This window comes from Pandoraea cepalis, from assembly GCF_902459625.1.
GTDB classification, from domain to species: domain Bacteria; phylum Pseudomonadota; class Gammaproteobacteria; order Burkholderiales; family Burkholderiaceae; genus Pandoraea; species Pandoraea cepalis.
In genome coordinates, this window is the sequence record NZ_CABPRY010000003.1 from 174787 (window position 1) to 197464 (window position 22678).

At 64.8% G+C, this 22678-nt stretch carries 16 protein-coding genes; 14 read left to right on the forward strand and 2 right to left on the reverse strand.

The window, feature by feature from the left end; all coding sequences use genetic code 11:
• Nucleotides 1-19: 19 nt before the first annotated feature.
• The 7 genes from PCE31107_RS08950 (at nucleotide 20) to PCE31107_RS08980 (ending at nucleotide 9770) form a co-directional block, all read left to right on the forward strand.
• Nucleotides 20-1039 (forward strand): type II secretion system F family protein, encoded by a 1020-nt coding sequence (locus tag PCE31107_RS08950; protein WP_150607837.1) that lies wholly within the window; start codon nucleotides 20-22, stop codon nucleotides 1037-1039.
• Complete coding sequence (locus PCE31107_RS08955) at nucleotides 1036-2022, forward strand: tetratricopeptide repeat protein (protein ID WP_150607839.1); 987 nt, start codon at nucleotides 1036-1038, stop codon at nucleotides 2020-2022. Before PCE31107_RS08950 ends, PCE31107_RS08955 begins: the two co-directional genes overlap by 4 nt.
• Before the next feature lie 70 nt (nucleotides 2023-2092).
• Nucleotides 2093-2644: a DUF3613 domain-containing protein gene (locus PCE31107_RS08960; RefSeq protein WP_240755982.1), complete on the forward strand. Its 552-nt coding sequence runs from the start codon at nucleotides 2093-2095 to the stop codon at nucleotides 2642-2644.
• A gap of 6 nt (nucleotides 2645-2650) precedes the next feature.
• Entirely contained in the window at nucleotides 2651-4735 is a 2085-nt protein-coding gene (locus PCE31107_RS08965; RefSeq protein WP_150607841.1) for a pilus assembly protein TadG-related protein, read from the forward strand.
• Nucleotides 4736-4864: 129 nt separating this feature from the next.
• Nucleotides 4865-6280 (forward strand): sigma 54-interacting transcriptional regulator, encoded by a 1416-nt coding sequence (locus tag PCE31107_RS08970; protein WP_130026214.1) that lies wholly within the window; start codon nucleotides 4865-4867, stop codon nucleotides 6278-6280.
• Between the two features lie 440 nt (nucleotides 6281-6720).
• Nucleotides 6721-7452, forward strand: coding sequence for a DUF2968 domain-containing protein (locus tag PCE31107_RS08975; RefSeq protein WP_150607843.1), 732 nt, complete (start codon nucleotides 6721-6723; stop codon nucleotides 7450-7452).
• A gap of 425 nt (nucleotides 7453-7877) precedes the next feature.
• A complete protein-coding gene (locus PCE31107_RS08980) occupies nucleotides 7878-9770 on the forward strand; it encodes a potassium transporter Kup (RefSeq protein ID WP_150607845.1) in 1893 nt (630 codons plus the stop codon).
• Nucleotides 9771-10011: 241 nt separating this feature from the next.
• Here PCE31107_RS08980 and PCE31107_RS08985 read toward each other — a convergent pair whose 3' ends face one another.
• A complete protein-coding gene (locus PCE31107_RS08985; protein ID WP_150607847.1) occupies nucleotides 10012-12360 on the reverse strand; it encodes a Tex family protein in 2349 nt (782 codons plus the stop codon).
• A 141-nt stretch (nucleotides 12361-12501) separates the two neighbouring features.
• On the opposite strand from PCE31107_RS08985, the gene PCE31107_RS08990 reads away from it, so the two are divergent.
• From PCE31107_RS08990 to PCE31107_RS09000, 3 genes are all read left to right on the forward strand, one after another.
• Nucleotides 12502-13344, forward strand: a complete 843-nt coding sequence (locus PCE31107_RS08990; RefSeq protein ID WP_130026211.1) for a hypothetical protein — start codon at nucleotides 12502-12504, stop codon at nucleotides 13342-13344.
• Nucleotides 13345-13475: 131 nt separating this feature from the next.
• Nucleotides 13476-13679 (forward strand): YdcH family protein, encoded by a 204-nt coding sequence (locus tag PCE31107_RS08995; RefSeq protein WP_130026210.1) that lies wholly within the window; start codon nucleotides 13476-13478, stop codon nucleotides 13677-13679.
• Between the two features lie 121 nt (nucleotides 13680-13800).
• Nucleotides 13801-16023 (forward strand): ATP-dependent DNA helicase, encoded by a 2223-nt coding sequence (locus PCE31107_RS09000; RefSeq protein ID WP_130026209.1) that lies wholly within the window; start codon nucleotides 13801-13803, stop codon nucleotides 16021-16023.
• Nucleotides 16024-16136: 113 nt separating this feature from the next.
• Here PCE31107_RS09000 and PCE31107_RS09005 read toward each other — a convergent pair whose 3' ends face one another.
• Nucleotides 16137-16961, reverse strand: coding sequence for an outer membrane protein assembly factor BamD (locus PCE31107_RS09005; RefSeq protein ID WP_017234057.1), 825 nt, complete (start codon nucleotides 16959-16961; stop codon nucleotides 16137-16139).
• Between the two features lie 21 nt (nucleotides 16962-16982).
• Here PCE31107_RS09005 and PCE31107_RS09010 point away from each other — a divergent pair, with 21 nt between their 5' ends.
• The 4 genes from PCE31107_RS09010 (at nucleotide 16983) to PCE31107_RS09025 (ending at nucleotide 22526) form a co-directional block, all read left to right on the forward strand.
• Complete coding sequence (locus tag PCE31107_RS09010; protein ID WP_425494717.1) at nucleotides 16983-18143, forward strand: RluA family pseudouridine synthase; 1161 nt, start codon at nucleotides 16983-16985, stop codon at nucleotides 18141-18143.
• A complete protein-coding gene (pgeF, locus tag PCE31107_RS09015; protein WP_425494718.1) occupies nucleotides 18124-18945 on the forward strand; it encodes a peptidoglycan editing factor PgeF in 822 nt (273 codons plus the stop codon). The genes PCE31107_RS09010 and pgeF overlap by 20 nt, the downstream gene beginning before the upstream one ends.
• A gap of 487 nt (nucleotides 18946-19432) precedes the next feature.
• On the forward strand, nucleotides 19433-21283 hold the full coding sequence (gene phaC, locus PCE31107_RS09020; protein ID WP_246181770.1) for a class I poly(R)-hydroxyalkanoic acid synthase: 1851 nt from the start codon (nucleotides 19433-19435) through the stop codon (nucleotides 21281-21283).
• A 61-nt stretch (nucleotides 21284-21344) separates the two neighbouring features.
• Entirely contained in the window at nucleotides 21345-22526 is a 1182-nt protein-coding gene (locus PCE31107_RS09025; protein ID WP_150607851.1) for an acetyl-CoA C-acetyltransferase, read from the forward strand.
• The last annotated feature ends 152 nt before the right edge of the window (nucleotides 22527-22678 follow it).

The following is a 22678-nucleotide window of genomic DNA, read 5'->3' on the forward strand; positions in this document are numbered from 1 at the left end:
GCGAGAGGGACTGACCGATATGCACCTCGCCAACTCGCACCTGTGGATGATGCTGGGCCTGTTGATGGTCGCGGCAGGGCTGTTGCTGGCGGCGTCGGCGTTGCTGTTGCGTGCGATGCGTCAGGGACGCAGTGAGCGGATGATCGAGCAGGTGCTGGCCAGCCGCCAGCAACAGGCGCTGGCGGCACTGCGTGCGGCGAGTGCACCGGGCGGGCGGCATGCGACGCCTGACGAGGACACGCTGGCGACCCATGAGGGCCGACAGCGCGGCTGGCGCGCGTTGTTCGACCGTGCCGCGGCGCTGGGCAAGCAGTGGTCGGAAACGCGCCTGGGTCAGCATCTGATTGCAGCCGAGGATCGCCTGCTGCTCGCGCAATGCGGCTACGACAGCGTGCGGGCCAAGTCGCTGTTCCTGTTCACGCGGGTGGCGCTCGCGGCGGTGTTGCCGTTGCTCATCTGGTTGTGGTTCCCGGGGAGCGGGGGGGTTGGTACGATGCTGCGCCTGATCGGTGCGGCCGGGGCCGGACTGCTCATGCCGAAGTTCTACGTGCAACGCAAGGCGACACAGCGCCGTCGCGAACTGATCGAGGAGCTGCCATTGCTCATCGACTTGCTGCGGTTGCTGCAGGGGGTGGGCCTGTCGATGGATCAGAGCCTGTATGTGCTGGTGTCGGATTTTCGCGAAGTGCTGCCGATCCTGTCCAAGGAATTCGACAACGCCAATCGTCAGCACGCGTCCGGGCGCGGTCGCGAGGCGTCGCTGGGCCGCTTGCGCGAGGTCTACGACAACGACGATTTGCGCGCGCTGGTGCGGCTCATCGTGCAGGTCGAGCAACATGGCGGGGCGGTGCAGGAACCGCTGCAACAGTTCAGCGATCGCTTGCGCGAACAGCGTCGGCAGACGATGAAGGAGCGCATCGGCAAACTCACGGTGAAGATGACGCTGGCGATGATGCTGACCCTGTTGCCCGCGCTGATGCTGGTGGTTGCGGGGCCGGCGATCCTGTCGCTGACGAAATCGATGGAGGCAATGCGGTGACCCGACGAATTCAGACACGACGCCTCGCTCGGGCCGCTGCCGCGACCCGCGTCCCACAGCCACCGCGCGCCCGCCGCGCGATGGCCGGCTCGCTGATGGCCGTGCTGTGCGCGGCGGCGCTTGCCGGGTGCAGCGGGCCGCGTATCGGTGGCTACGGTGCGCCGTCGGCGGCGGCGCTCATGCAGGCAGAGCAGAACGACGAAGCGTTGGCCAAGGCGGCCAAGCCCGACACGCGCGGGTTGTATCTGTCGATGATTCGCCAGATGCAGGAGCAGGGCGCGTATTTTGCGTCGCTGGCGCATATCGACGAGTTTCGGATGCAGTACGGCGCGGCGCCGGATATTGACATTCTCCGGGCCGATGCCTTGCGTGAGACGGGACAGCCCGACGCCGCAGAGCAAGCCTACCGCCCGTTGCTGATCGGGAGCGAAGCGGCGGCGGCGTGGCACGGCATGGGGCTGGTGGCGGCGCAGCGCAAGGATTACGTGGCGGCGGCGCGGGCGCTGCGCGAGGCCGTGACGCGCGCGCCCACGCAGGCGTTCTATCTGAGCGATCTCGGTTTCGCGCTGTTGCGCAGCGGCGATACGGGAGGGGCCCGGGTGCCGCTCGCTCAGGCGGCCGAGCTGCGGCCCGACAGCCGCAAGGTGTTGAGCAATCTGGCGGTGTATCTCGTGGTGACGGGCGAGCGCTCGCGGGCCGAAGAGGTGATGACGCGCGCCGACATGCCCCAGGCGACGCGCGACGCCATCGACAAACTGGCCGCCGACATCCGCGCCGAGGGACAAGCGCGCCGGGCGGCGGCCGATGCAGCGGCGGCACGCGCCGCCGCGCAGGCCGCGGCATCGATTCCGGCACCGCTGGCGCAGGCCCGGCTTGCACGTGCCGCGGTGGCGGCCGATGCCACCTTTGGCACCGATACCACCGATGGGACCCGCAGCGACATGCCGATGTCGCTGATGGACCGTTTCAGCCGCTCGCAGTGATGCGGTGCCTTCCGCCTTCATGCATGGCGCAGGGTGCACGACGAGAATCACGCAATATCAGGGAGACGTGATGATGGCAGGTCAGAAACCACACGGAACATTGGACGCTGGGCCGCGGCGGGCGACGCGGCTCGTTGCCGCTGCGCTCGCGCTTTGGGCGGGCGCGGTCGCGGCGCAACTCAATGCGCCGATCACGGGATCGATGGGCGGCGCTGACGCACGTAATGTCGCCGCACCGGCGCCGGCACCGGCACCGGTTGTCTCGGCAACGCCCGCAGCGCAAACGGCGGCAGCGCCCGTAGAACAAACGAGGCGTGTGCCGCACAACGTCGTTCGGCGCGATACGGCGCTGCGTGTCGGTGAGCATGCCCGCGACGGCATGCTCGGCGACGAAACCGAGGCGTTGCTCGCGCTGCAGGCGGGCAATCTGGCCGCCGGCCCGGGGCTGCCAATGCTCGGCTCGACGGCGTCGCGTGCCTACAAGCGCTATCTGGATAGCTTCACGTATCCGATTCCTCAGTTCTATCCGGCGATCGTCCAGGGCGATACGGGGACCGGCAACAATGGCGGGGGCAGCGCGGGCGCTGCACCTGCCGCAGCGGGGGCTGGCGCGAGCCAGTAACGTGTCATGACTGTGCGTGCGCGTTTGCGCCGAACGAATCGTATTGCCTCGTCACGTGGGGCGCAGCGGGGATCGGTTCCGATCCTCGCGTTCGTCTTCGTGATCGTGGCGCTGATTCTGGCGTTCGCCATCGATGTGGGCTATGCGTTCATGCAACGACGCGATCTGCAGCGCGCGGCCGACATGGCCGCGCTCGCCGGTGCGCAGACGCTGCCGGGATGCGCCAACGCCACGTCGTATGCAAGCGTCGCACAGGCCAACGTGACGTCGAACATGGGCAGCAACGTCACCGGCTTGCAGGTGACGACGTCGTGCGGTATCTGGACATCGCCGTCGGCGTCGGCGACCGGGCCCGGCACGTTCGTCGCGACCAATGCCGGCAATGCGGCAAGTGGTAACGCGGTGTCGGTGAAGTTGTCGTTGGGCGTACCGTCCTTCTTCCAGCTCGCCGGTACCCGCACGATCACGGCCACCGCGATTGCACGCAAGGCGCCAGCGGTGGTGACGTTCACGGTCGACTCGGGACTGCTGGCGCTTAATACGAGCAATTCGGTGCTCGCGCCGCTGCTTCAGTCGGTCGGTATCTCGCCAACGCTCTACGTCGCCGCGGCGCAGCAACTTGTCGGCGTCAATATCACACCGCAGGGATTGTTGCAGGCGCTTGGGGTTCCGGTGACCGGCGATGTCAGCGTGGCGTCGCTGTCGGGCGTGGCCGCGGTGAAGAACCTGACCGTCGGGCAATTGCTGAGTGCAACGAATATCGCGCTGGCAACGCAGAACGGTGCGCTCTCGGCGTCGGTCACGGCGATGAACAACCTCATCAATGTGTTCGCGGGTAGCCCGGTGCTGAATCTGCCGATCAACTTGCTGGGCACGGCGACGACACCCGGCCTCATCGCCAACATCGACGCGGCGGGGGTGAGCGCAGCGAACGCGCTCACGGCCAATATTGGTGTCGCTGATCTGATTTCCGCAGCCGTCGTCGGTGCTAACGGCAGCAACGCCGTGGCGATTCCGTCGCTACCGATTCTGGGCGGTACGGTGTCGGTCGTGGCTCGGGTCATTTCGCCGCCACAGGTTGGCGTGGGCGGTGTCGGTGCGACAGCGACGACCGCGCAATTGCGGCTGTTCGTGACCGTCAACTCGTCTGCCGGTACGCTGGGCGGGCTGCTCAATGGACTGGGGACGCAGTTGAATCTACCGCTCGTGCTGGAGGCGGCACAGTCGACGGCGACAGTGACGGCCTTGCAGTGCGGCGCGACCCCTTCCGCGACCCTCCAAATCAATTCCGGTCTCGTAAATGCCTGTGTGGGCGGCACGGCCAGCGGCGTGAACATCGCAAACGACGCTGCGAGCTGCACCACCCTCATGACGCAGCGCACGAACATTGCGACGTTGCTGGGATTGATTAACGTGGGTGGAAACGTCAACCTCTCGCTCGTGACCAATTCGCCCGCGCCGCTGACGTTTGCCGGCCCGTTTCCACAAACCGTCGGGCCGGTCGGCTCGAGCGTGAATCTGAGCCAGATCGTCAGCGCGTTGGTCACGGGCCTGTCGCTCGACGTGAGTGCGTCTGGGGCGGCGTCATCCAATACGATCGGTACGGGTCTCGTTGGCAGCGTGCCAACCGCGGCCGTGGGCGCCACCGTCTCGACGGTCAACCTGTTTCTCAGTACTGCCGCCGCAGGGCTCACCACCACGACCAATGCGCTCGGCACCACCTTGGGCGGCGTCGCCACCCTCAACCTGCCCCAAGTGGTCGGTGGCGTGGACGGCCTCATCACCGGGCTGGTCAATACGCTCGGCTCGATCGTGAACGGTTTGCTGGGCGGCGTTTCGGATCTGGTTTGCAATCTGTCGGGCAGCGGGGCAAATCAGTGCCGCGTCAATGCCGTGTCGGGGTCGATCGGTAGCGCCGACGTCTCGCCCGTGCTCGGCAGTGTGGTCTATACCTTGCTCAATCCGCTGCTCGCGCCACTGAGCACGCTACTCAACACGTTACTCACGTCGCTCGGCATCACGCTCGGCACCACCACCGTGACCGTCGACAGCATCAACTGCCAGAACGGACTCGTCCAACTCGTCTATTAGCGAAGCGGCACGATCGCGCAAGCGAACCGGAACAGGAGCGGAACAGCGAGGCCAACAGCGGGCGACGGATATCAGGACTGAAATTCACCATGACGGGCGCCTGGCGCGACCGGCAACCAGCGGACAAGCATGAAAAGCAAGCCAGTACGTGAAGATCTCGATGTGTACGTGTGGGAGGGCAAGTCGGATATTGCCGACCGCGTCGCGCATTGCCTCGCGAGCTTCGACATGGAAGTCATTCGTGCCGACGGTATCGATCTCTCGCGCGAGCGCACCAAGGCGCGTCCGTCCATCGCCGTGGTCAGTGTGTCGGTGATCGAAGGCGCATCGACCAATGCCCAGGAGTGGCAGTTGGGCCACGGCATGCCTGTCATCTGGGTCGCGACCACGCCGCGCGAGAACGATCCGCGCGTCTATCCGCCCGAGTACAGCAATATCCTCACGCTCGACTTCTCCGGCGCGGAATTGCGCACGCTCATCTTCAAACTCTCGGGCGCCATCGCGGAAGCCGACCGCGCCCCGGCGCCGGTGGACCCGCTCGTTGCGCAGTCGAGTGCCATGCTCGCCTTGCTCGCGGAGGTCGATGCCTTCGCCGATTGCGACTCGAACGTGCTCATTCACGGCGAGACAGGGGTGGGCAAGGAGCGCATCGCGCGCTTGCTGCACGACAAGCAAAGCCATTACGGGCAAGGCCCCTTCGTCGCCGTGAACTGCGGCGCGATTCCCGACGGCCTGTTCGAGTCGCATTTCTTCGGCCACGCCAAAGGGGCGTTTACCGGCGCGCTGTATTCGCACAAGGGCTATTTCGAGCAGGCCAACGACGGCACGCTCTTCCTCGACGAAATCGGCGATCTGCCGTTGTATCAGCAGGTCAAACTGTTGCGGGTGCTGGAGGACAGCGCAGTGACGCGTCTGGGGTCGGCGCAACCCGTGAAGCTCGACTTTCGGCTCGTGGCGGCGACCAACAAGCACCTCAAGACGATGGTGCGCGACGAATTGTTTCGTGCCGACCTGTTCTACCGTCTCGCTGTGATCGAGTTGCATATCCCAAGTCTCGAGGAGCGCGGCCCCGTCGACAAGCTCGCCGTCTTCACGGCCTATCTCGGCAAGGTCGTCGGCGACAGCGAGGTTGGCGCGCAAGTGCCGCCGTGGCTGCGCGAACAGGTCGAGGGCGGGGTGTTTCCCGGCAACGTGCGTGAAATGCGCAACATCGCCGAGCGTGTCGGCATCATCTATCGGCAATTGGGGGGCTGGGACGAGCGGCGCATCCGCCCGATCTTCGACGCGCTTTCCATGGGCACCCCCTCACGCGGTGACGATGGCGCACGAGGCGCGGTGCTCACCGATCGCGCCCGTTGGGATGCCACCGAGCGCGCGCGCATCGTCGCGTCGCTCGACGCCAACGGCTGGCGACGCCAGGACACCGCCAACGCCCTGGGCATCAGCCGCAAGGTGCTGTGGGAAAAAATGCGCAAGTATCAGATCGTCGGCAACGATTCGGAACTGGCCAGCGAGTTCGATGCGGGCACCGGTAGCGATCGCTAGTGCGCCGCTACCGGACGGCATTCGGCGCACCTGGTTGGCAAACCGAAGGAAACGACTGAAAAGCCCGCGGCGGTCCGAGAGATGCCATCCGCCCCTCGCCATGGGATCGTGCCCCGATATCGCCGCGTGTTGCGTGGGCAATACCTCGATTCGCGCCTAAATGACGGGATTTGTCTGACATCGAAGTTCCGTCCGGGAGAACTCGCACGGTGCGTGGAGTTGCGCGGTATCAACAGATGAATTCAGGCGGGCACAATAACGCATTCGGCGCTTGGAAGCGGGCGCGTCAATGGATAGAATTGGCGGCTATTGCGGGCGTGCGGTTATCATTCCACAAATACGCAGGTCTCAGATCCTCGGGGCGGAGTCCGGAGGGGGCGAACGAATGCGGCGAACAAGGATCGTGAAACGGTCCGGTCGATAAGAGGAAAACAGATCAGATGAAAATCAGTGATTGCCGGGGGCGGTATTGGTTGGGCGTGGGGGTGGCATGCCTGGCAGCCTGGGGAACGCCAGCGGGGGCGGCGGACGCGGTGAAGGACGTGACGGGCGCATCGCCCGCCCAACTCGCGGCGCCGACAGTGCCTGCGCAGTCGGCCAACGCGCCGGCGGCGGCCTCGGGGACGATTCAGGAACTGCGCGATCGCATTCAGAACAAGGAAGTCTCCGAACTTCGCACAACTTACAACGGCCGCTATGGCGCGAGCCTGTTGTTCTATCCGCAGACGTTGGGCTATTACGTGGCACTGTTCCATGAGGGCCAGTTCTGGCGCGTCGTGAAGCTCGGCAACGAGAAAAAGGCGGAAGCCCTGTACGGCGATTTCGTGCGCCAGACGCAGGTGCTTGCCGACGTCGAAATCCGTCGCATCAAGCTCGAAGCGCAAAAGGCGCTGATGGAGCGCCAGCTCGCCGAGAGTGAAGCGCGCCTGAACGCGGTGCAGAACGACCTGACGATTCAACGCCAGCAGGAGCAGGCGCTGGCCGAGAACCAGCAGGCAGTGCGCGAACAGGCCTCGGCACTGGAAACCGAACGTACCGCAGCGCGTCTGCGCCTGAACGACCTGCAAGGCCAGATCCGCTCGCTTGAAGCCGAGCAGAACACTGCCGATTCGAGCCTCGTGCGCTCGGTCAAGAGCCCTGTCCATCGCGGCAAGGCAACGCGTCATCGTTAAGGCGATGACCTGCCGGGCATCGTTCGGTCGACGGCTCAGATGATGGGAAAACCGCCTTCGGGCGGTTTTTTTATGGGCCGTCGTTTATGGGCCGTCGTACCCGCGTTTCACCGGCGGCGGCGGCGTACACGGTGCACCGGTACACGCAATTGGCGGGGCTGTCGACTCGTGAATGCGCATGCCGGGCATATGTCGCGCATTTGCAACTCGAAACGCGGCGCCGCTCGCCCAATCCCGTGGTGCGCCGGGGTGGCAAAACCCTTGTCGCGCCGCACTGGTCACGGCGCACGGCTCGAATTATCCTAGCGTAGCCTGCCATGTCAGACGTCCGGCACTCAGCACCTGTCCGGACTGGCGAGGGAACCGGCGCCCAGTTAGAATAGCGCCCATTTTGTGCAGCGCAATAAAGCGATTACCCAAACCTTATGACGCAAAACATACGACACGGGCAGCGCCCTCAGGCTTTGCCCGCGCTCATGGTGGCGGCCATCGGCGTGGTCTTCGGCGATATCGGCACCAGTCCGCTCTATGCGCTCAAGGAATGTTTCGATCCGCAACACGGCATTCCGTTTACCCAGCAAGCCGTGTTCGGCATCATCTCGCTGCTGTTCTGGGCCCTGGTGATTGTCGTTTCCCTGAAGTATGTGCTGTTCGTGATGCGCGCGGACAACCGCGGCGAGGGCGGCGTGCTCGCGCTCATGGCGCTAAGCCTTCGCAGCGTGCGGGGCGGCACCCGATGGGCGTCGGTGCTGATGATGCTGGGCATGTTCGGCGCCTGTATGTTCTATGGCGATGCGGTCATCACGCCGGCCATTTCCGTGCTGTCGGCGGTCGAGGGGCTGGAGATTGCCGCCCCGTCGCTCGCGCGCTTCGTGCTGCCGATCACCATCGTCATCCTGATCGTTCTGTTCTGGATGCAGAAGTCCGGCACGGCCAAGGTCGGACGCCTTTTCGGCCCGGTCATGGTCATCTGGTTCGTGATTCTCGGCGTGCTCGGCGTGTACAACATCGCCGCCGCGCCCGAGATCGTTCAGGCGATCAACCCGTATTACGGCATCCGCTTCATCCATACGCACGCCCTGCAAGCCTATATCGTGCTCGGCTCGGTGTTCCTGGTGTTGACCGGGGCCGAGGCGCTCTATGCGGACATGGGGCATTTCGGCATTCGGCCCATCCGATTTGCGTGGTCGCTCCTCGTGTTCCCGGCGCTGACACTGAATTACTTCGGCCAGGGTGCATTGCTGCTGACGACGCCAAAGGCCATCGAAAATCCGTTCTTCCTGATGGCCCCGGACTGGGCGCTGGTGCCGTTGGTGATGGTGGCAACGGCGGCGACCGTGATCGCCTCGCAGGCGGTGATCTCCGGCGCATTCTCGCTGACCAGTCAGGCCATTCAGCTCGGCTATGTCCCGCGTATGAAGATCCTGCATACGTCGGATCGCGAAATCGGCCAGATCTACATGCCGGTGATCAACTGGGCCCTGCTGCTGGTGATCATCTGGATCGTGCTGGCCTTCAAATCGTCGAGCAATCTCGCGGCCGCGTACGGTATTGCCGTGACCACGACGATGGTCATCACGACCATTCTGGCGTGCGTCGTCATGGTCAAGGTCTGGAACTGGAACAAGTTCCTGGTGGCGTTGATCATCACCGGCTTCCTCGTGGTCGACTTCGCCTTCTTCGGCGCGAACCTGATCAAGGTGGAAGAGGGCGGATGGCTGCCGCTCGCGCTGGGGGCGTTCCTGTTCTTCATGCTGATGACCTGGCACAAGGGGCGCCAATTGCTGCGTGAGCGCACGGCCGCCGACGGGATTCCGCTCGCGCCGTTCTTGCAGGGGCTGCTCGCGCATCCGCCGCATCGCGTGGCGGGCACCGCCATCTACCTGACGGGCGGCAACACGCAAGTGCCGGTGAGCTTGCTGCACAACCTCAAGCACAACCGCATCCTGCACGAGCGCACGATCTTCCTTACCTTCCGCACGGTCGATGTGCCGTATGTCGAAGATCTCAATCGCATCGAGGTCCAGGATCACTCCGGCGGCTTGTTCAGCGTAGTCGCAACGTTCGGTTTCAACGAGACGCCCGACGTCAAGGAAGTTCTGAATTTGCTCGAGGGCAAGACGGACATGCACTTCGAGCTGATGGACACGTCGTTCTTCCTCGCGCGCGAGACGGTGGTTCCGACCAAGTTGCCCGGCATGTCGATCTGGCGCGAACGTCTGTTCGCATGGATGCACCAGAACGCGGCCAAGCCGACCGACTTCTTCAGCATTCCCGCGAACCGCGTGGTCGAACTGGGGACCAAGATCGAGATCTGACGGCGAGTCCCGTGCCCTGAGGGGGCGGGCACGCCGCGCCGTCGGACATGGCCGGTGCATGAACGCGATGCACCGAACCCCCAAGGATTGGCGAGATCGCCAGCCCTTGGGGGTTCGGTATTTTGGCGGACCGAAAAAAACCCGCCTTCCGGAGAGGGCGGGCCGGTCGCAACGAGACGGGACGCGGCGCGAGGTAACGCTTGCGCGCCGCGCGTCGGACTCGTGAGCGCTGGGGCTCGACTTAGCGCTTGAGCTTGGCGAACGCGGCTGCCATGGCGTTCACCGTCTCCGGTTCACGCTGACGTTGACCGCCGCCACCACGTTGGCCGCCGCCATTGCCACCGTTGCCGCTGCGCGCGCCGCTGCTACTGCCCGGACGATCGGTCGCCCCCGCCACCGGCAGGTCGTCGTTCAGGCGCATCGTGAGCGAGATACGCTGGCGGCGCGGATCGACTTCGAGCACTTTTACCTTCACGATGTCGCCGGCCTTCACGACCTCGTGCGGATCCTTGATGAACTTCGTCGACATGGCCGAGACGTGCACCAGGCCGTCCTGATGCACGCCAATGTCGATGAACGCACCGAAGGCCGCCACGTTCGTCACCACGCCTTCGAGCTGCATGCCCGGCTTGAGGTCGGTGAGCTTTTCGACCCCTTCCTGGAACGTCGCCGTCTTGAACTCCGGTCGCGGATCGCGGCCCGGCTTCTCGAGTTCGGTCAGGATGTCCTTGACGGTTGGCAGACCGAAACGCTCGTCGACGAATTCGGTCGCCGAGACACTGCGCACGATCGAGCCGTTGCCCATCACGTCGCCAATGGTCTTCTTGATCTTCGCCAGAATGCGTTCGACGACCGGATACGCTTCCGGGTGGACCGACGACCGATCCAGCGGATTGTCGCCGCCGGTCACGCGCAGGAAGCCGGCGGCCTGCTCGAAGGTCTTGTCGCCCAGGCGCGGCACTTTCTTGAGCGCTTCGCGATTCGGGAACGGGCCGTTGCTGTCGCGAAAGTCCACGATGTTCTTTGCAAGCGTGCCGTTCAGGCCCGATACGCGTGCGAGCAGCGGTGCCGAAGCGGTATTGACGTCCACGCCCACGGCGTTCACACAGTCTTCGACCACGGCGTCGAGCATGCGCGCCAGCTCGCGCTGGTTCACGTCATGCTGATACTGGCCCACGCCGATGGCCTTCGGCTCGATCTTGACGAGTTCGGCCAGCGGATCCTGCAAACGGCGGGCGATCGACACCGCACCGCGCAGCGACACGTCGAGTTCGGGGAATTCCTTCGCGGCGAATTCCGATGCCGAGTACACCGAGGCCCCGGCTTCCGAGACCACGATTTTCTGCAGCTTGAGCTCGGGATGGCGCTTGATCAACTCCAGCGCGAGCTTGTCCGTCTCGCGCGAGGCCGTACCGTTGCCGATACTCAGGAGTTCTGCGCCGGTGGCAGCGGCGATCTTGGCGAGTCGCGAGAGCGAGCCGTCCCAGTCGCGGCGCGGTTCGTGCGGATAGATGGTGTCGGTGCCCAGCACCTTGCCGGTGCGATCGACCACGGCCACCTTCACGCCGGTTCGCAGGCCCGGGTCCAGACCGATCACGCCCTTCTGACCGGCCGGCGCGGCGAGCAGCAGCGCCTTGAGGTTGCGTGCGAACACGCGAATGGCTTCGCTCTCGGCGCTCTCGCGAATTTGCGTGAGCAGTTCCGATTCGAGGTGCGGCTGCACCTTCACGCGCCAGCACCAACGGCAGACATCCCCTAGCCACTTGTCGGCGGCGCGGTTCTGCTGGCGAATGCCGAAGTGCCCGGCGATCACGCCTTCGCACGGATGCGGGATTTGCGTGTCGAGTTCCTCGCCAAGGCCCAGCTTGACCATCAGAATGCCGAGGTTACGGCCGCGGAAGAGGGCCAGTGCGCGATGTGACGGCACGGCGGCGATCGGCTCGGCGTAGTCGTAATAGTCGCGGAATTTCTCGCCTTCCTCGCTTTCCTTGCCCTCGACGACTTTCGACGACACGACGCCCTGATGCCACAGATAGTCGCGCAGCTTGCCGAGCAACTCGGCCGTTTCGCCGAATTGTTCCGACAGGATGTCGCGGGCGCCGTCGAGCGCAGCCTTGACGTCCGCCACGCCTTTTTCGGCATCGACGAACTTGGCCGCTTCGGCCTGCGGGTCGAGTGTCGGGTCGGCAAGCAAGGCCTGCGCGAGCGGCTCGAGACCGGCTTCGCGGGCGATTTGCGCGCGCGTGCGCCGCTTTTGCTTGTACGGGAGATAGAGGTCTTCGAGCGTCTGCTTCGTGTCGGCCGCCTCGATGGCGGTGCGCAGCTCGTCGGTCAGCTTGCCTTGCTCGTCGATGTTCGCGAGGATCGCCGCGCGGCGCTCTTCCAGCTCGCGAAGATAAAGCAGGCGTTCTTCGAGCGTACGCAACTGCGTGTCATCGAGGTTATCGGTGACTTCCTTGCGGTAGCGAGCGATGAAGGGCACGGTGGCGCCTTCGTCGAGCAGTTGCACGGCGGCGGCCACCTGACGCGGCTGCACGTTGAGTTCGTCGGCGATGCGTTGAACGATCTGAAGGGCTACGTTTTGCGTCATGAGTGTTGCGAGTTACCCAAGTGCCAGGAGCGGGGCATTTTGCCATAAACCGCGGGCGCGTCCGGGCAGGCAATGTTAAAATTTGGCATCACTCTGCTCAACCTCATGATTTCCTTCGCAAAATTGTTTTCGCGCCAGTCTTTGTGTCGTCATGCCGCGGTGGGCGCGTTCGGCATCGTGACGGCGGCCGCCGTCGTGCCCGGCACGTCGTTCGCGCAGGGGCTCTCGGCGACCGAGGCCGCGGGACGCACGACCGAACAGCTTCGCGTGCCGAAGGTGCCGTTCGATGCCACGGCCGATCGCACACCGTCGCCGGCCAGTGCGGCGAGTGCCGCCATCGCCGACGATGACAAGCCGGTCGCGTACGACGACGCGCTCGATCTGCACCCCGCTGACGACGACTTCGCCGGCCGCCGTGCGGTGCTCGATCGGCAGCGCGCCTGGATCGACTATCGCTTCGAACAGGCGAAGTACGAGTGTGCGTCGAAGTTCTTCGTGAATTACTGCATCGACAACGCGCGTGACGATCAACGCGCGGCGCTCAAGGCCGTTCGCAGCCAACGACTGGTGCTGGAAGACCAGGAGCGCAAGGCGCGGGCGCAGGAGCGCGACGATCGTCTGGCGGAGAAGCGGGCGCAAACGGCGGCCGAAGCGCCGCAGCGCGCGGCGGAGCGTGCGCAGAACGTATCCAATTACCAGACCAAGCAGGCTGAGTATCAGCAGCGTGTGACCGAGCGTACGGGCCAGGCGCCGCAGCGGGCGGCCAACGCCGAGCAGTACAATGCCAAGCAGGCCGGACAGCAGCAGAAGCTCGACGACGCGAAGGCGACAGCGGCTCGCAAGGCGGCAGAGCGCGAAGACAATGTGCGCAAGTTCGACCAGAAGCAGAAGGACGCTATCGAGCGCCAGAAGAAGTCGGATGCGCGCCGCAAGGAATCGGAATCGGGCAACGCGCCGGCGCAGAAGCCGTTGCCGGGACAGTGAGCGATGTCCCGATCCGTGCTGCCGCGTTGCGTGGCGATCCCTCCTGGCGCGTCGTTGGCCGGTACGCCGTCGGGGAAGGGGTGTAAAGGCCGGCCCCGGCATCTTTCGAGAGTCGCAGGAGCGTGACCACGATGCAGCATGATCTTCACTCCGTCGGGCGCCGCATCATCGAGTTGCAGATCGAACACCGCGATCTCGACTTCCTGATCGACAAGCTGCTGACGGAACCGTCCTACGACGAACTCCGGGTTACGCGGCTCAAGAAGCGCCGTCTGAAAATCAAGGACACGATCACCCTGCTGCAAGTGCAGCAAATGCCGGACCAGCCTGCCTGAGCGGGTGTCCCACGCAACGTTTGCGACACGCGTCGGAGAGTCGACGCGATTGCTTTTTTCATTGCCGGTGTCGCGAATCTCGTAGGTGTGATTCGCGGCACCTTTGAGTTCTCTTGCCGTTTTGACCGATTCCGCCGCCTCCAGCGATTTCCCCGATACCTCCCCGAGCCCCGCCGAGTCGCCCACTTTCTATGGACTCAAGCCGCTTGCCGCCAAGCGCGAGCGCGAGTTGCAAGAGATCTTCGGCGACGGCGGGATGCTTGCGCGCACGATCGACGGCTATCGCTCTCGCGAGCCGCAGACCGAAATGGCACGCGCCGTGGCCGCCGCGATGGACACGCACGACACGCTGATCGCCGAGGCCGGTACCGGTACCGGCAAGACCTACGCGTATCTCGTGCCCGCCATGCTGTGGGGCGGCAAGACGATCATCTCGACCGGCACCAAGCACTTGCAGGATCAGATTTTCGCGCGTGACATCCCCACGGTGCGCAAGGCGCTCGCGGTGCCCGTGACGGTGGCCATGCTCAAAGGGCGCGCGAACTACCTCTGCCACTACTATCTGGAACGCGCCCAGCAGGAAGGACGCTTCGCGTCACGTCATGAAGCGGCGCAGTTGCGCGAGATCACGACGTTCGCGCAAATCACGCACAGTGGCGACAAGGCGGAACTGGCCTCGGTGCCGGAGAATGCGCCCATCTGGGCGCAAGTCACGTCCACCCGCGACAACTGTCTTGGTCAGGAATGCCCGCGCTACAAGGATTGCTTCGTGATGCAGGCACGCAAGGAAGCGCAGCAGGCGGATCTCGTGGTCGTCAATCATCACCTCTTTTTTGCAGACGTGATGCTGCGCGACACGGGAATGGCCGAGCTGCTGCCCAGCGCGAACACGGTCATCTTCGACGAAGCGCATCAGTTGCCCGAGACCGCCACGCTGTTCTTCGGTGAGACGGTTTCGACCGGGCAGATGCTCGAACTGGCGCGCGACTGCGTGGCCGAGGGGCTGATTCATGCCCGCGATGCGGCAGACTGGGTCAAACTCGGTGCGAACCTGGAGCGGGCCGCGCGCGATGTGCGTTTGACCTTCGGGCAGGACAACACGCGGATGTCGGTCGCACAATTGGCCGACGATCACGCGTTGTTCGGCGCGCTCGATAGCGTGGACGTTGCGTTGCAGGACATGATCGAGACGCTCCAGCACCAGTCCGAGCGAGCCGAAGCCTTGGGCACTTGCTTGCGTCGCGCGCTGGAGTTGCATCAGCAGTTGGAACGTTGGCAGACCGGGGCAACGCCGCCCGTGCCGGGCGAGTCGCCGCTGCCGCTGCTGGATCCGGATGCACCGCGTGTCACCGACGGCAAACGTGAAAAGGCGGCCAAGGCGCGCGAAGCCGAAGCTGCACGGCTGGCGGCCGACGCGAAGGCATCGGGCACTTCGATGGACGAGGGGGCGGCGGAAAAAAACTACACGCCGCCGGAGACGGTCCGCTGGATCGAGGTGTTTTCACAGGCGGTCCAGTTGCATCAGACGCCACTCTCGATTGCGCCGATCTTCTCAAAGCAGCGCGCCGGCGCGCCGAGGGCCTGGATCTTCACGTCAGCTACGTTGTCGGTGAAGGGCAATTTTATGCACTATGCGGCGCAGTTGGGGCTCGATGCGGGCAAGTCGCTCACGCTCGCTAGCCCCTTCGATTATCCGAATCAGAGTCTGCTGTACGTGCCACGCGGATTGCCACAGCCGTCGGCGCCGGGCTTCACCGACGCCGTGCTCGACGCCGCCTTGCCGGTGCTCGAAGTGAGCGGTGGCCGGGCGTTTGTCCTGTGTACGACGTTGCGCGCTGTCAACCGCGCCGCGGAGCGTCTGCGTGAGGAGTTCGACCGCCGTGGCTGGCCGTATCCGCTGCTCGTGCAGGGCGAGGCGAGCCGCACCGAACTGCTCGATCGGTTTCGCGCGCTCGGCAATGCCGTGCTCATCGGCAGTCAGAGTTTCTGGGAAGGGGTCGACGTGCGCGGCGAGGCGCTCTCGCTTGTCATCATCGACAAATTGCCGTTCGCGCCGCCGGATGACCCAGTGCTGGCCGCGCGGCTCGACGCGCTCACGAAGAAGGGACTCAGCCCGTTCGCCGTGCATCAGTTGCCGCAGGCGGTCATCACGCTCAAACAGGGAGCGGGGCGATTGATTCGTTCTGAACTCGATCGTGGTGTGTTGATGATTTGCGATCCGCGTCTGGTCGACAAGCCCTACGGCCGCCGGATCTGGCAGAGCCTGCCGCCGTTCAAGCGCACGCGCGAGCTACCCATCGTGCGCGGCTTCTTCGATGAGATCGCCGCCGACGCGGGCGACTGACTCGCCGACGCATTGCCGCGGCATTCGCCGGAATCGACCCGGCGCATCACGCACCAAAACAAAAAGCCCTCGCGCGAGCGAGGGCTTTTCGATGGGGCAGACCGAAGCGACGTTTACCGCCAGAGCTGCCACCAGGACTTCTTGTCGCCGCTGGTGTCGGTGCGATGGCCGACCGTCAGATAACCGCTCTTCGGATAGGTCTTTTCCATCACGCGACGCGCGTCGTCACGCAGTTCGGTCATGCCGAGTTTATCGTACGACTTGATCATGATGCCCAGTGCGTCTTCCAGCGCCGGTGCCTGATCGTAGTCCTTCAGCGCGCTTTGTGCCCGATTCACGGCAGCGAGGTACGCGCCGCGACGATAGTAGTACTCGGCGGCATGGACTTCATGGGCCGCCATCGCGTTGACGGCGTAGCGCATGCGCAGCGCGGCGTCGTTGGCATACTTGCTGCTCGGATAATGCTCGACCAGATATTTGAAGCTGTCGTAAGCCGCGCGCAGTGCCTTCGGATCGCGCTCGCTGAGATCCTGTCCCGAGAAGCGGCCGAACAGGCCCAGGTCGTCATTGAAGTTGATCAGACCCTTGAGGTAATAGGCGTAATCGATCGACGGGCTGTCCGGATGCAGGCGGATAAAGCGGTCGATGGCGGTGAGGGCCTGCGCCGGCTCGTTGTCCTTGTAATAGGAGTAGGCCGTGTTGATCTGCGCTTGCTGCGCGTGCGGACCGAACGGATCGCGCCCTTCGAGCAACTCGTAGTACTTGGCGGCCTTCGTGTAGTCGCCGCTATCGAAGCTGTCCTTGGCTTCCGAGTATAATTTGTTCGTCGACCAGCCGGCCGTTTCGTCGACCTTCTCCGGCAGAATGCCGCAGGCGGCAAGGCTGCCGACCACGATTGCGGCCAGCGTCAGGTGTTTGACAAGTTTCAGGGCTTGCATGCTCGTTAGCTTCACTTCTCGATGACCCATTCAATTCTGCCGGATTATAGCGTAACCGCCTCATTTGCCACGGAAAATGCGGAGGATTCGTCTGACGACGACCTCGATTCGCTTCCTGAGGCTTTCCCAACGGCAGCCGACGGCCCCCATCCCGGTGCTCCGTTGTCCGGTTCCGCCTTGCCGGGCGGGGCTGGCCTCAGCGCGCCGCTTAGCGCCACCCTGCCCGAGTCGCTGGCCGGGGAGCGACTCGACAAGGCGCTCGCGCAATGTTTTCCCGAATACTCCCGTAGCCGGTTGCAGGCGTGGGTCGAAGACGGCCGCGTCACGCTCGACGGCGAGGCCGCCAAGGTGCGCCAGAAAGTGGCGGGCGGCGAGGCCGTCGTCATCACGCCGGCACCACTGCCCGATCAACTCGCGTTTGCCCCCGAGCCGGTGCCGCTCGACGCCGTCTACGAGGACGCAACACTGGCCGTCTTCAACAAGCCGGCGGGTCTGGTCGTGCATCCGGCGGCGGGTAACTGGTCCGGGACCTTGCTCAACGGCCTGTTGTATCGCTATGGCCAGGCGGCCGCCGATCTGCCACGCGCCGGTATCGTCCACCGGCTCGACAAGGAGACGTCGGGCCTGATGGTCGTGGCGCGCACACTGGTGGCGCAAACCGATCTGGTGCGCCAGTTGCAGGCCCGCACCGTTAAACGCCATTACGCCGCGCTGGTGTGGGGACGCCCGCCGCAGCGCACGGTGGTGGACGCTCCCATCGGTCGCGACCCGCGTGAGCGCACTCGCATGGCGGTCGTGCCGGGGCAGGGCGGCAAGCCGGCGCGCACGCGCGTCGTGACGGTCGCCAGCGCAGAATGGGAAGGTTCCCCGGTGTCGCTCGTGCTTTGTTCGCTCGATACCGGGCGCACACACCAGATCCGCGTTCATCTCTCGCACCTCGGCCATGCGCTGTTGGGTGATCCCCTCTACAAACCCCGTCACAAACGACCGGTGTTGCCGGGCGATTTTGCGCGTCAGGCGCTGCATGCCTGGCGACTGGGGTTGATCCATCCCGAGGATGGCCGTCTCGTGCACTGGCAGGCACCTTTGCCGGATGACCTGCGTGTGCTCGTGGCCGCGCTTGGGCTCGAATTCGATTTTTCAACGCTCCCCGATTCGCTCGATGACTTCTTCCCTGCCTGAGTCAAACCTGATGCCCGCGGACTGGATCGTCCCCGACTGGCCCGCCCCGGCCAACGTGCGTGCCGTCTTCACGACGCGCGCGGGCGGCGTGAGTCAAGGACCGCAAGCCACGTTCAACTTGGGGACCAAGGCGGACGACGAGCCGGCCGCCGTGCGGATCAATCGTGCGTTGCTCGCGGCGCGCACAGGCGTACCGTCGGCATGGGTGGCGCAGATCCACGGCCCGCGCGTGGTCGATGCACGCGCGGCGCTCGAGGCGGCCGATGCCGGCGACCCGTTGCAGGCCGATGCCAGCGCGACGAGCGAGATTGGCCTTGCGAGCACCATCATGGTGGCGGATTGCCTGCCGGTGCTGCTGTGCGACGCGCAAGGGCGCGCGGTGGCCGCCGCGCATGCCGGCTGGCGCGGACTTTGCGCTGGGGTGATCGAGCAGACAGTGCGGGCATTGCGAGCGCGCTTGCCGAAGGGCGACGCCGACGCACCGGTCTTGGCGTGGCTCGGCCCTTGCATTGGGCCCCAAGCGTTCGAAGTCGGTCGGGAGGTGAGTGAAGCGTTTCTTGCGGCCGCAACGCCGGACGAGCGTGAAGCGACGCAATCTGCGTTCGTCCCGTACGGCGATCCCGATGCGGGGAAGTCGTTGGCGGATTTGTGTGCGCTTGCACGGTTGCGACTGGCCCGCGAGGGCGTGACGCAGGTCTCGGGCGGGCAATGGTGTACGGTCGGTGATCCGGCGCGATTCTATTCCTACCGGCGCGACCGGACGACGGGTCGCATGGCGGCACTCGTGTGGCGCGCGGCCTGACGCCGATTACCGCGCAAGCGAATCCGTCCGGGGTTCTGTCACGGCAAAGGCGTGGGCGGCGAGCGCGGTGAGGCGTCGCGATCCGACGATGAAGGGACTGAAGGGACTTGCGCGACGGCGTCATCGGGTCGCGGCGGGCGGGCACGCCGAAGGCGGGCGCCTGCGATATACAGTAAGAGCATCGTCGGGGCGAGGCCACCGCAGACAAAGATGACGACACCCAGTGCGACGGACGGCGCGGTGATGGCGACCATCGCAATGACATAAAGCCAGCCAAGAATGACGATCAGCATTGGGGCAAACGCGCAGGCAAAAATAGGTGGGGCGACGGAAATATGCAAGCAAGACGGACGCTGCAAGCATTGACACACTTGCGCGCGCACGCAAGAATGCTTCGCAGGTGGGGCGTATCGCTAAGCAAGCGCTGCGTGCCGCCGCGTTTCGGGCGCTGGCCCGTGAACGCAACGAACGTGACACTCAGGCTATCATGAATCGCGCCAGTGCCAACTTCGATCCGGCCTCGTTGGCCGCCTCGTTCGCCAAGCAGTTTCCCTCCGCTTCGCTCTCCGCTCAGGACATGTCGCAGTGGTTCACGGCTGCCCAACAACTGTTCGGGGCGCTGCCGGGGGCTGCCGGCTCGTCATTCTCCGGTGCCCCTGGGGCACCGTCCGCCGCAAACCCGTTCGCCGGGCTTTTCGATCTCATCGGCAAGGCCGGCAGCCTGCCGCCGCCGACGTCACCGCACGTCGATCCGGCGCGTCTGAATGCGCTTCAGACGGAATATGCGCGCGAATTTTCCGAACTTGTCGCCAGCTTTACGCAGCCCGGACTGGACACGGCGCCTGCCTTGGGCGACCGGCGCTTCGCGGGCGACGGTTGGCGTAATCCGTTCTACGCGATGCCCGCCGCGCTGTATTTGCTCAATGGGCGCTTCCTGCTGCGCATGGCCGATCTGGTCGACGCCGACGCCAAAACGCGCGAGCGGATTCGGTTTGCGGTAGAGCAATGGGTGGCGGCCAGTTCGCCGGCGAACTTCATCGCGACCAATCCGGACGCGCAGCAGCGCCTCGTGCAAACGAAAGGCGACAGCCTGCTCACCGGCATGCAGCACCTGCTGGCCGACATGGGCAAGGGCAAGGTGTCGCAAACCGATGAGGCCGCGTTCGAAGTCGGTCGCAACGTGGCGACGACCGAAGGCGCCGTGGTCTTCGAGAACGACCTGATCCAGCTCATCCAGTACAAGCCGCTCACGCCGACCGTGTATCAGCGGCCGCTACTCGTCGTACCGCCGTGCATCAACAAGTACTACATCCTCGATCTGCAGCCGGAGAACTCGTTGATCCGCTACGCGGTCGAGCAGGGCAATACGGTCTTTGTCGTGTCGTGGCGCAACCCCGACGCGTCGCTCGCTCACAAGACCTGGGACGACTATGTGGGAGAGGGGCCAATTGCCGCGATCGACGTCGTGCGTGAGATCAGCGGGCAGCCGCAGATCAACGCGCTCGGCTTCTGCGTGGGCGGTACGTTGCTCTCTGCCGCGCTCGCCGTGCTGGCCGCGAAGGGCCAGAAGGGTGCCAAGTCACCGGTCGCCAGCGTGACCTTGCTGACGACGCTGCTGGACTTTTCCGATACTGGCGTGCTCGACGTCTTCATCGACGAGCCGCATGTGCAGTTCCGAGAGCAGACGATCGGCGGCGGCGCCGGGCATGCGCCGGGCCTCATGCGCGGGGTGGAGCTGGCGAATACGTTCTCGTTCCTGCGCCCGAACGATCTGGTCTGGAATTATGTGGTCGACAGCTATCTGAAGGGCAATGCACCCCAGCCGTTCGACCTGCTTTACTGGAACGGTGACGGCACCAATCTGCCGGGGCCGATGTTCTGTTGGTATCTGCGCCATCTCTATTTGCAGAACGAATTGAAGCGCCCGGGTGCGGTGCAAACGTGCGGCGTGCCCGTGGATCTGGGCGGCATCGACGCCCCCGCGTATGTGTTCGGCTCACGCGAGGATCACATCGTGCCGTGGACGTCGGCGTTCCGTTCGCTGCCGTTGTTGGGTGGCGAGCGACGCTTCGTGCTGGGCGCTTCCGGTCACATCGCGGGCGTGGTCAATCCGCCGGCCAAGAAAAAGCGCAGCTACTGGCGCAACGACGACGTGGGTACGGATGCCAACGACTGGCTGGCCGGCGCGACGGAGCACCCCGGCAGTTGGTGGAGCGACTGGAGCGAGTGGCTTGCAGGCTACGCAGGAAAACGCGTCAAGGCGCCAAAAGCGTATGGTAATGTTGTTTATGCCCCTATCGAACCGGCGCCCGGTCGCTACGTGAAGGCCAAGGCCTGAACGGGCGGCACCCACGGGCATCCCCCGCGGGTTCGACTCATTTGGAAACGAGGAAAGAGACATGATGGATATCGTGATTGTGTCGGCTGCGCGTACCGCAGTCGGTAAATTTAGCGGCTCGCTCGCCAAGGTGGCGGCGCCGGATCTGGGCGCCATCGTGATCGACGAGGTGCTCAAGCGCGCCAAGCTCAAGGGCGACGACGTGAGCGAAGTCATCATGGGGCAGGTACTCACGGCTGGCTCGGGTCAAAACGTGGCGCGACAGGCTTCCATCAAGGCGGGACTGCCTGCGATGGTGCCGGCCATGACCATCAACAAGGTGTGCGGCTCGGGCCTGAAGGCCGTGATGCTCGCCGCGAACGCGATCACCGCGGGCGACGCCGACATCGTCGTCGCGGGCGGGCAGGAGAACATGAGCGCCGCGCCGCATGTGCTGCCGGGTTCGCGTGACGGCTTCCGCATGGGCGACGCCAAGCTGATCGACACGATGATCGTCGACGGCCTGTGGGACGTGTACAACCAGTTCCACATGGGCATCACAGCGGAGAATGTCGCGAAGGAATACGGCATCACCCGCGAAATGCAGGACGCATTCGCCGCCGCTTCGCAGAACAAGGCCGAGGCCGCGCAAAAGGCGGGCCGTTTCGATGCCGAGATCGTGCCGGTCCTGATTCCCCAGCGCAAGGGCGATCCGCTGGTGTTCAACACCGACGAATTCGTTCGCCACGGCGTGACGGCCGAGTCGCTCGCGAGTCTGAAGCCCGCGTTCGCGAAAGACGGCACGGTGACCGCGGCGAACGCGTCGGGGATCAACGACGGCGCGGCCGCTGTCGTCGTGATGTCGGCCAAGCGCGCCGAGCAACTGGGTCTTACGCCGCTCGCGCGCATTGTCGCGTACGCGAACGCGGGCGTGGATCCGAAGGTGATGGGCATCGGCCCGGTTCCGGCATCGCAGCGTTGCCTCGCACGTGCGGGGTGGAAGGCCAGCGATCTGGACCTGATGGAAATCAACGAAGCCTTCGCGGCGCAGGCGCTGGCCGTGAACCAGCAGATGGGTTGGGACACTTCCAAGATCAACGTGAACGGTGGTGCGATCGCCATCGGACACCCGATCGGGGCGTCGGGCTGCCGTATTCTCGTGACGTTGCTGCACGAGATGGCGCGTCGCGATGCGCGTCGCGGCCTGGCATCGCTGTGCATCGGCGGTGGCATGGGCGTCGCGTTGGCGGTCGAGCGCGTCTGACGCGTCTCGGCGAGCGTTCGAAAAAAATCGAATCGGTATCGCCCGTGCGTGCAGTGCGCACGGGCGCACGCTGAAGTCGGCAGGAGACGAAAGGCGCGCGCGGGAACGCGCGGCTTGTGCGTCAGTCAATTGGCAGTCGCAACAGGCGGCAG

What these genes read in the sequence shown, in the direction of transcription:
- PCE31107_RS08980 (WP_150607845.1), top strand. Translation starts at nt 7,878, where the DNA reads ATGACGCAAAACATACGACACGGGCAGCGCCCTCAGGCTTTGCCCGCG.
- PCE31107_RS08985 (WP_150607847.1), bottom strand. Translation starts at nt 12,360, where the DNA reads ATGACGCAAAACGTAGCCCTTCAGATCGTTCAACGCATCGCCGACGAA.
- PCE31107_RS08975 (WP_150607843.1), top strand. Translation starts at nt 6,721, where the DNA reads ATGAAAATCAGTGATTGCCGGGGGCGGTATTGGTTGGGCGTGGGGGTG.
- PCE31107_RS08950 (WP_150607837.1), top strand. Translation starts at nt 20, where the DNA reads ATGCACCTCGCCAACTCGCACCTGTGGATGATGCTGGGCCTGTTGATG.
- pgeF (WP_425494718.1), top strand. Translation starts at nt 18,124, where the DNA reads ATGACTTCTTCCCTGCCTGAGTCAAACCTGATGCCCGCGGACTGGATC.
- phaC (WP_246181770.1), top strand. Translation starts at nt 19,433, where the DNA reads ATGAATCGCGCCAGTGCCAACTTCGATCCGGCCTCGTTGGCCGCCTCG.
- PCE31107_RS09025 (WP_150607851.1), top strand. Translation starts at nt 21,345, where the DNA reads ATGATGGATATCGTGATTGTGTCGGCTGCGCGTACCGCAGTCGGTAAA.
- PCE31107_RS09005 (WP_017234057.1), bottom strand. Translation starts at nt 16,961, where the DNA reads ATGCAAGCCCTGAAACTTGTCAAACACCTGACGCTGGCCGCAATCGTG.
- PCE31107_RS08960 (WP_240755982.1), top strand. Translation starts at nt 2,093, where the DNA reads ATGATGGCAGGTCAGAAACCACACGGAACATTGGACGCTGGGCCGCGG.
- PCE31107_RS08995 (WP_130026210.1), top strand. Translation starts at nt 13,476, where the DNA reads ATGCAGCATGATCTTCACTCCGTCGGGCGCCGCATCATCGAGTTGCAG.
- PCE31107_RS08965 (WP_150607841.1), top strand. Translation starts at nt 2,651, where the DNA reads ATGACTGTGCGTGCGCGTTTGCGCCGAACGAATCGTATTGCCTCGTCA.
- PCE31107_RS09010 (WP_425494717.1), top strand. Translation starts at nt 16,983, where the DNA reads ATGACCCATTCAATTCTGCCGGATTATAGCGTAACCGCCTCATTTGCC.
- PCE31107_RS08970 (WP_130026214.1), top strand. Translation starts at nt 4,865, where the DNA reads ATGAAAAGCAAGCCAGTACGTGAAGATCTCGATGTGTACGTGTGGGAG.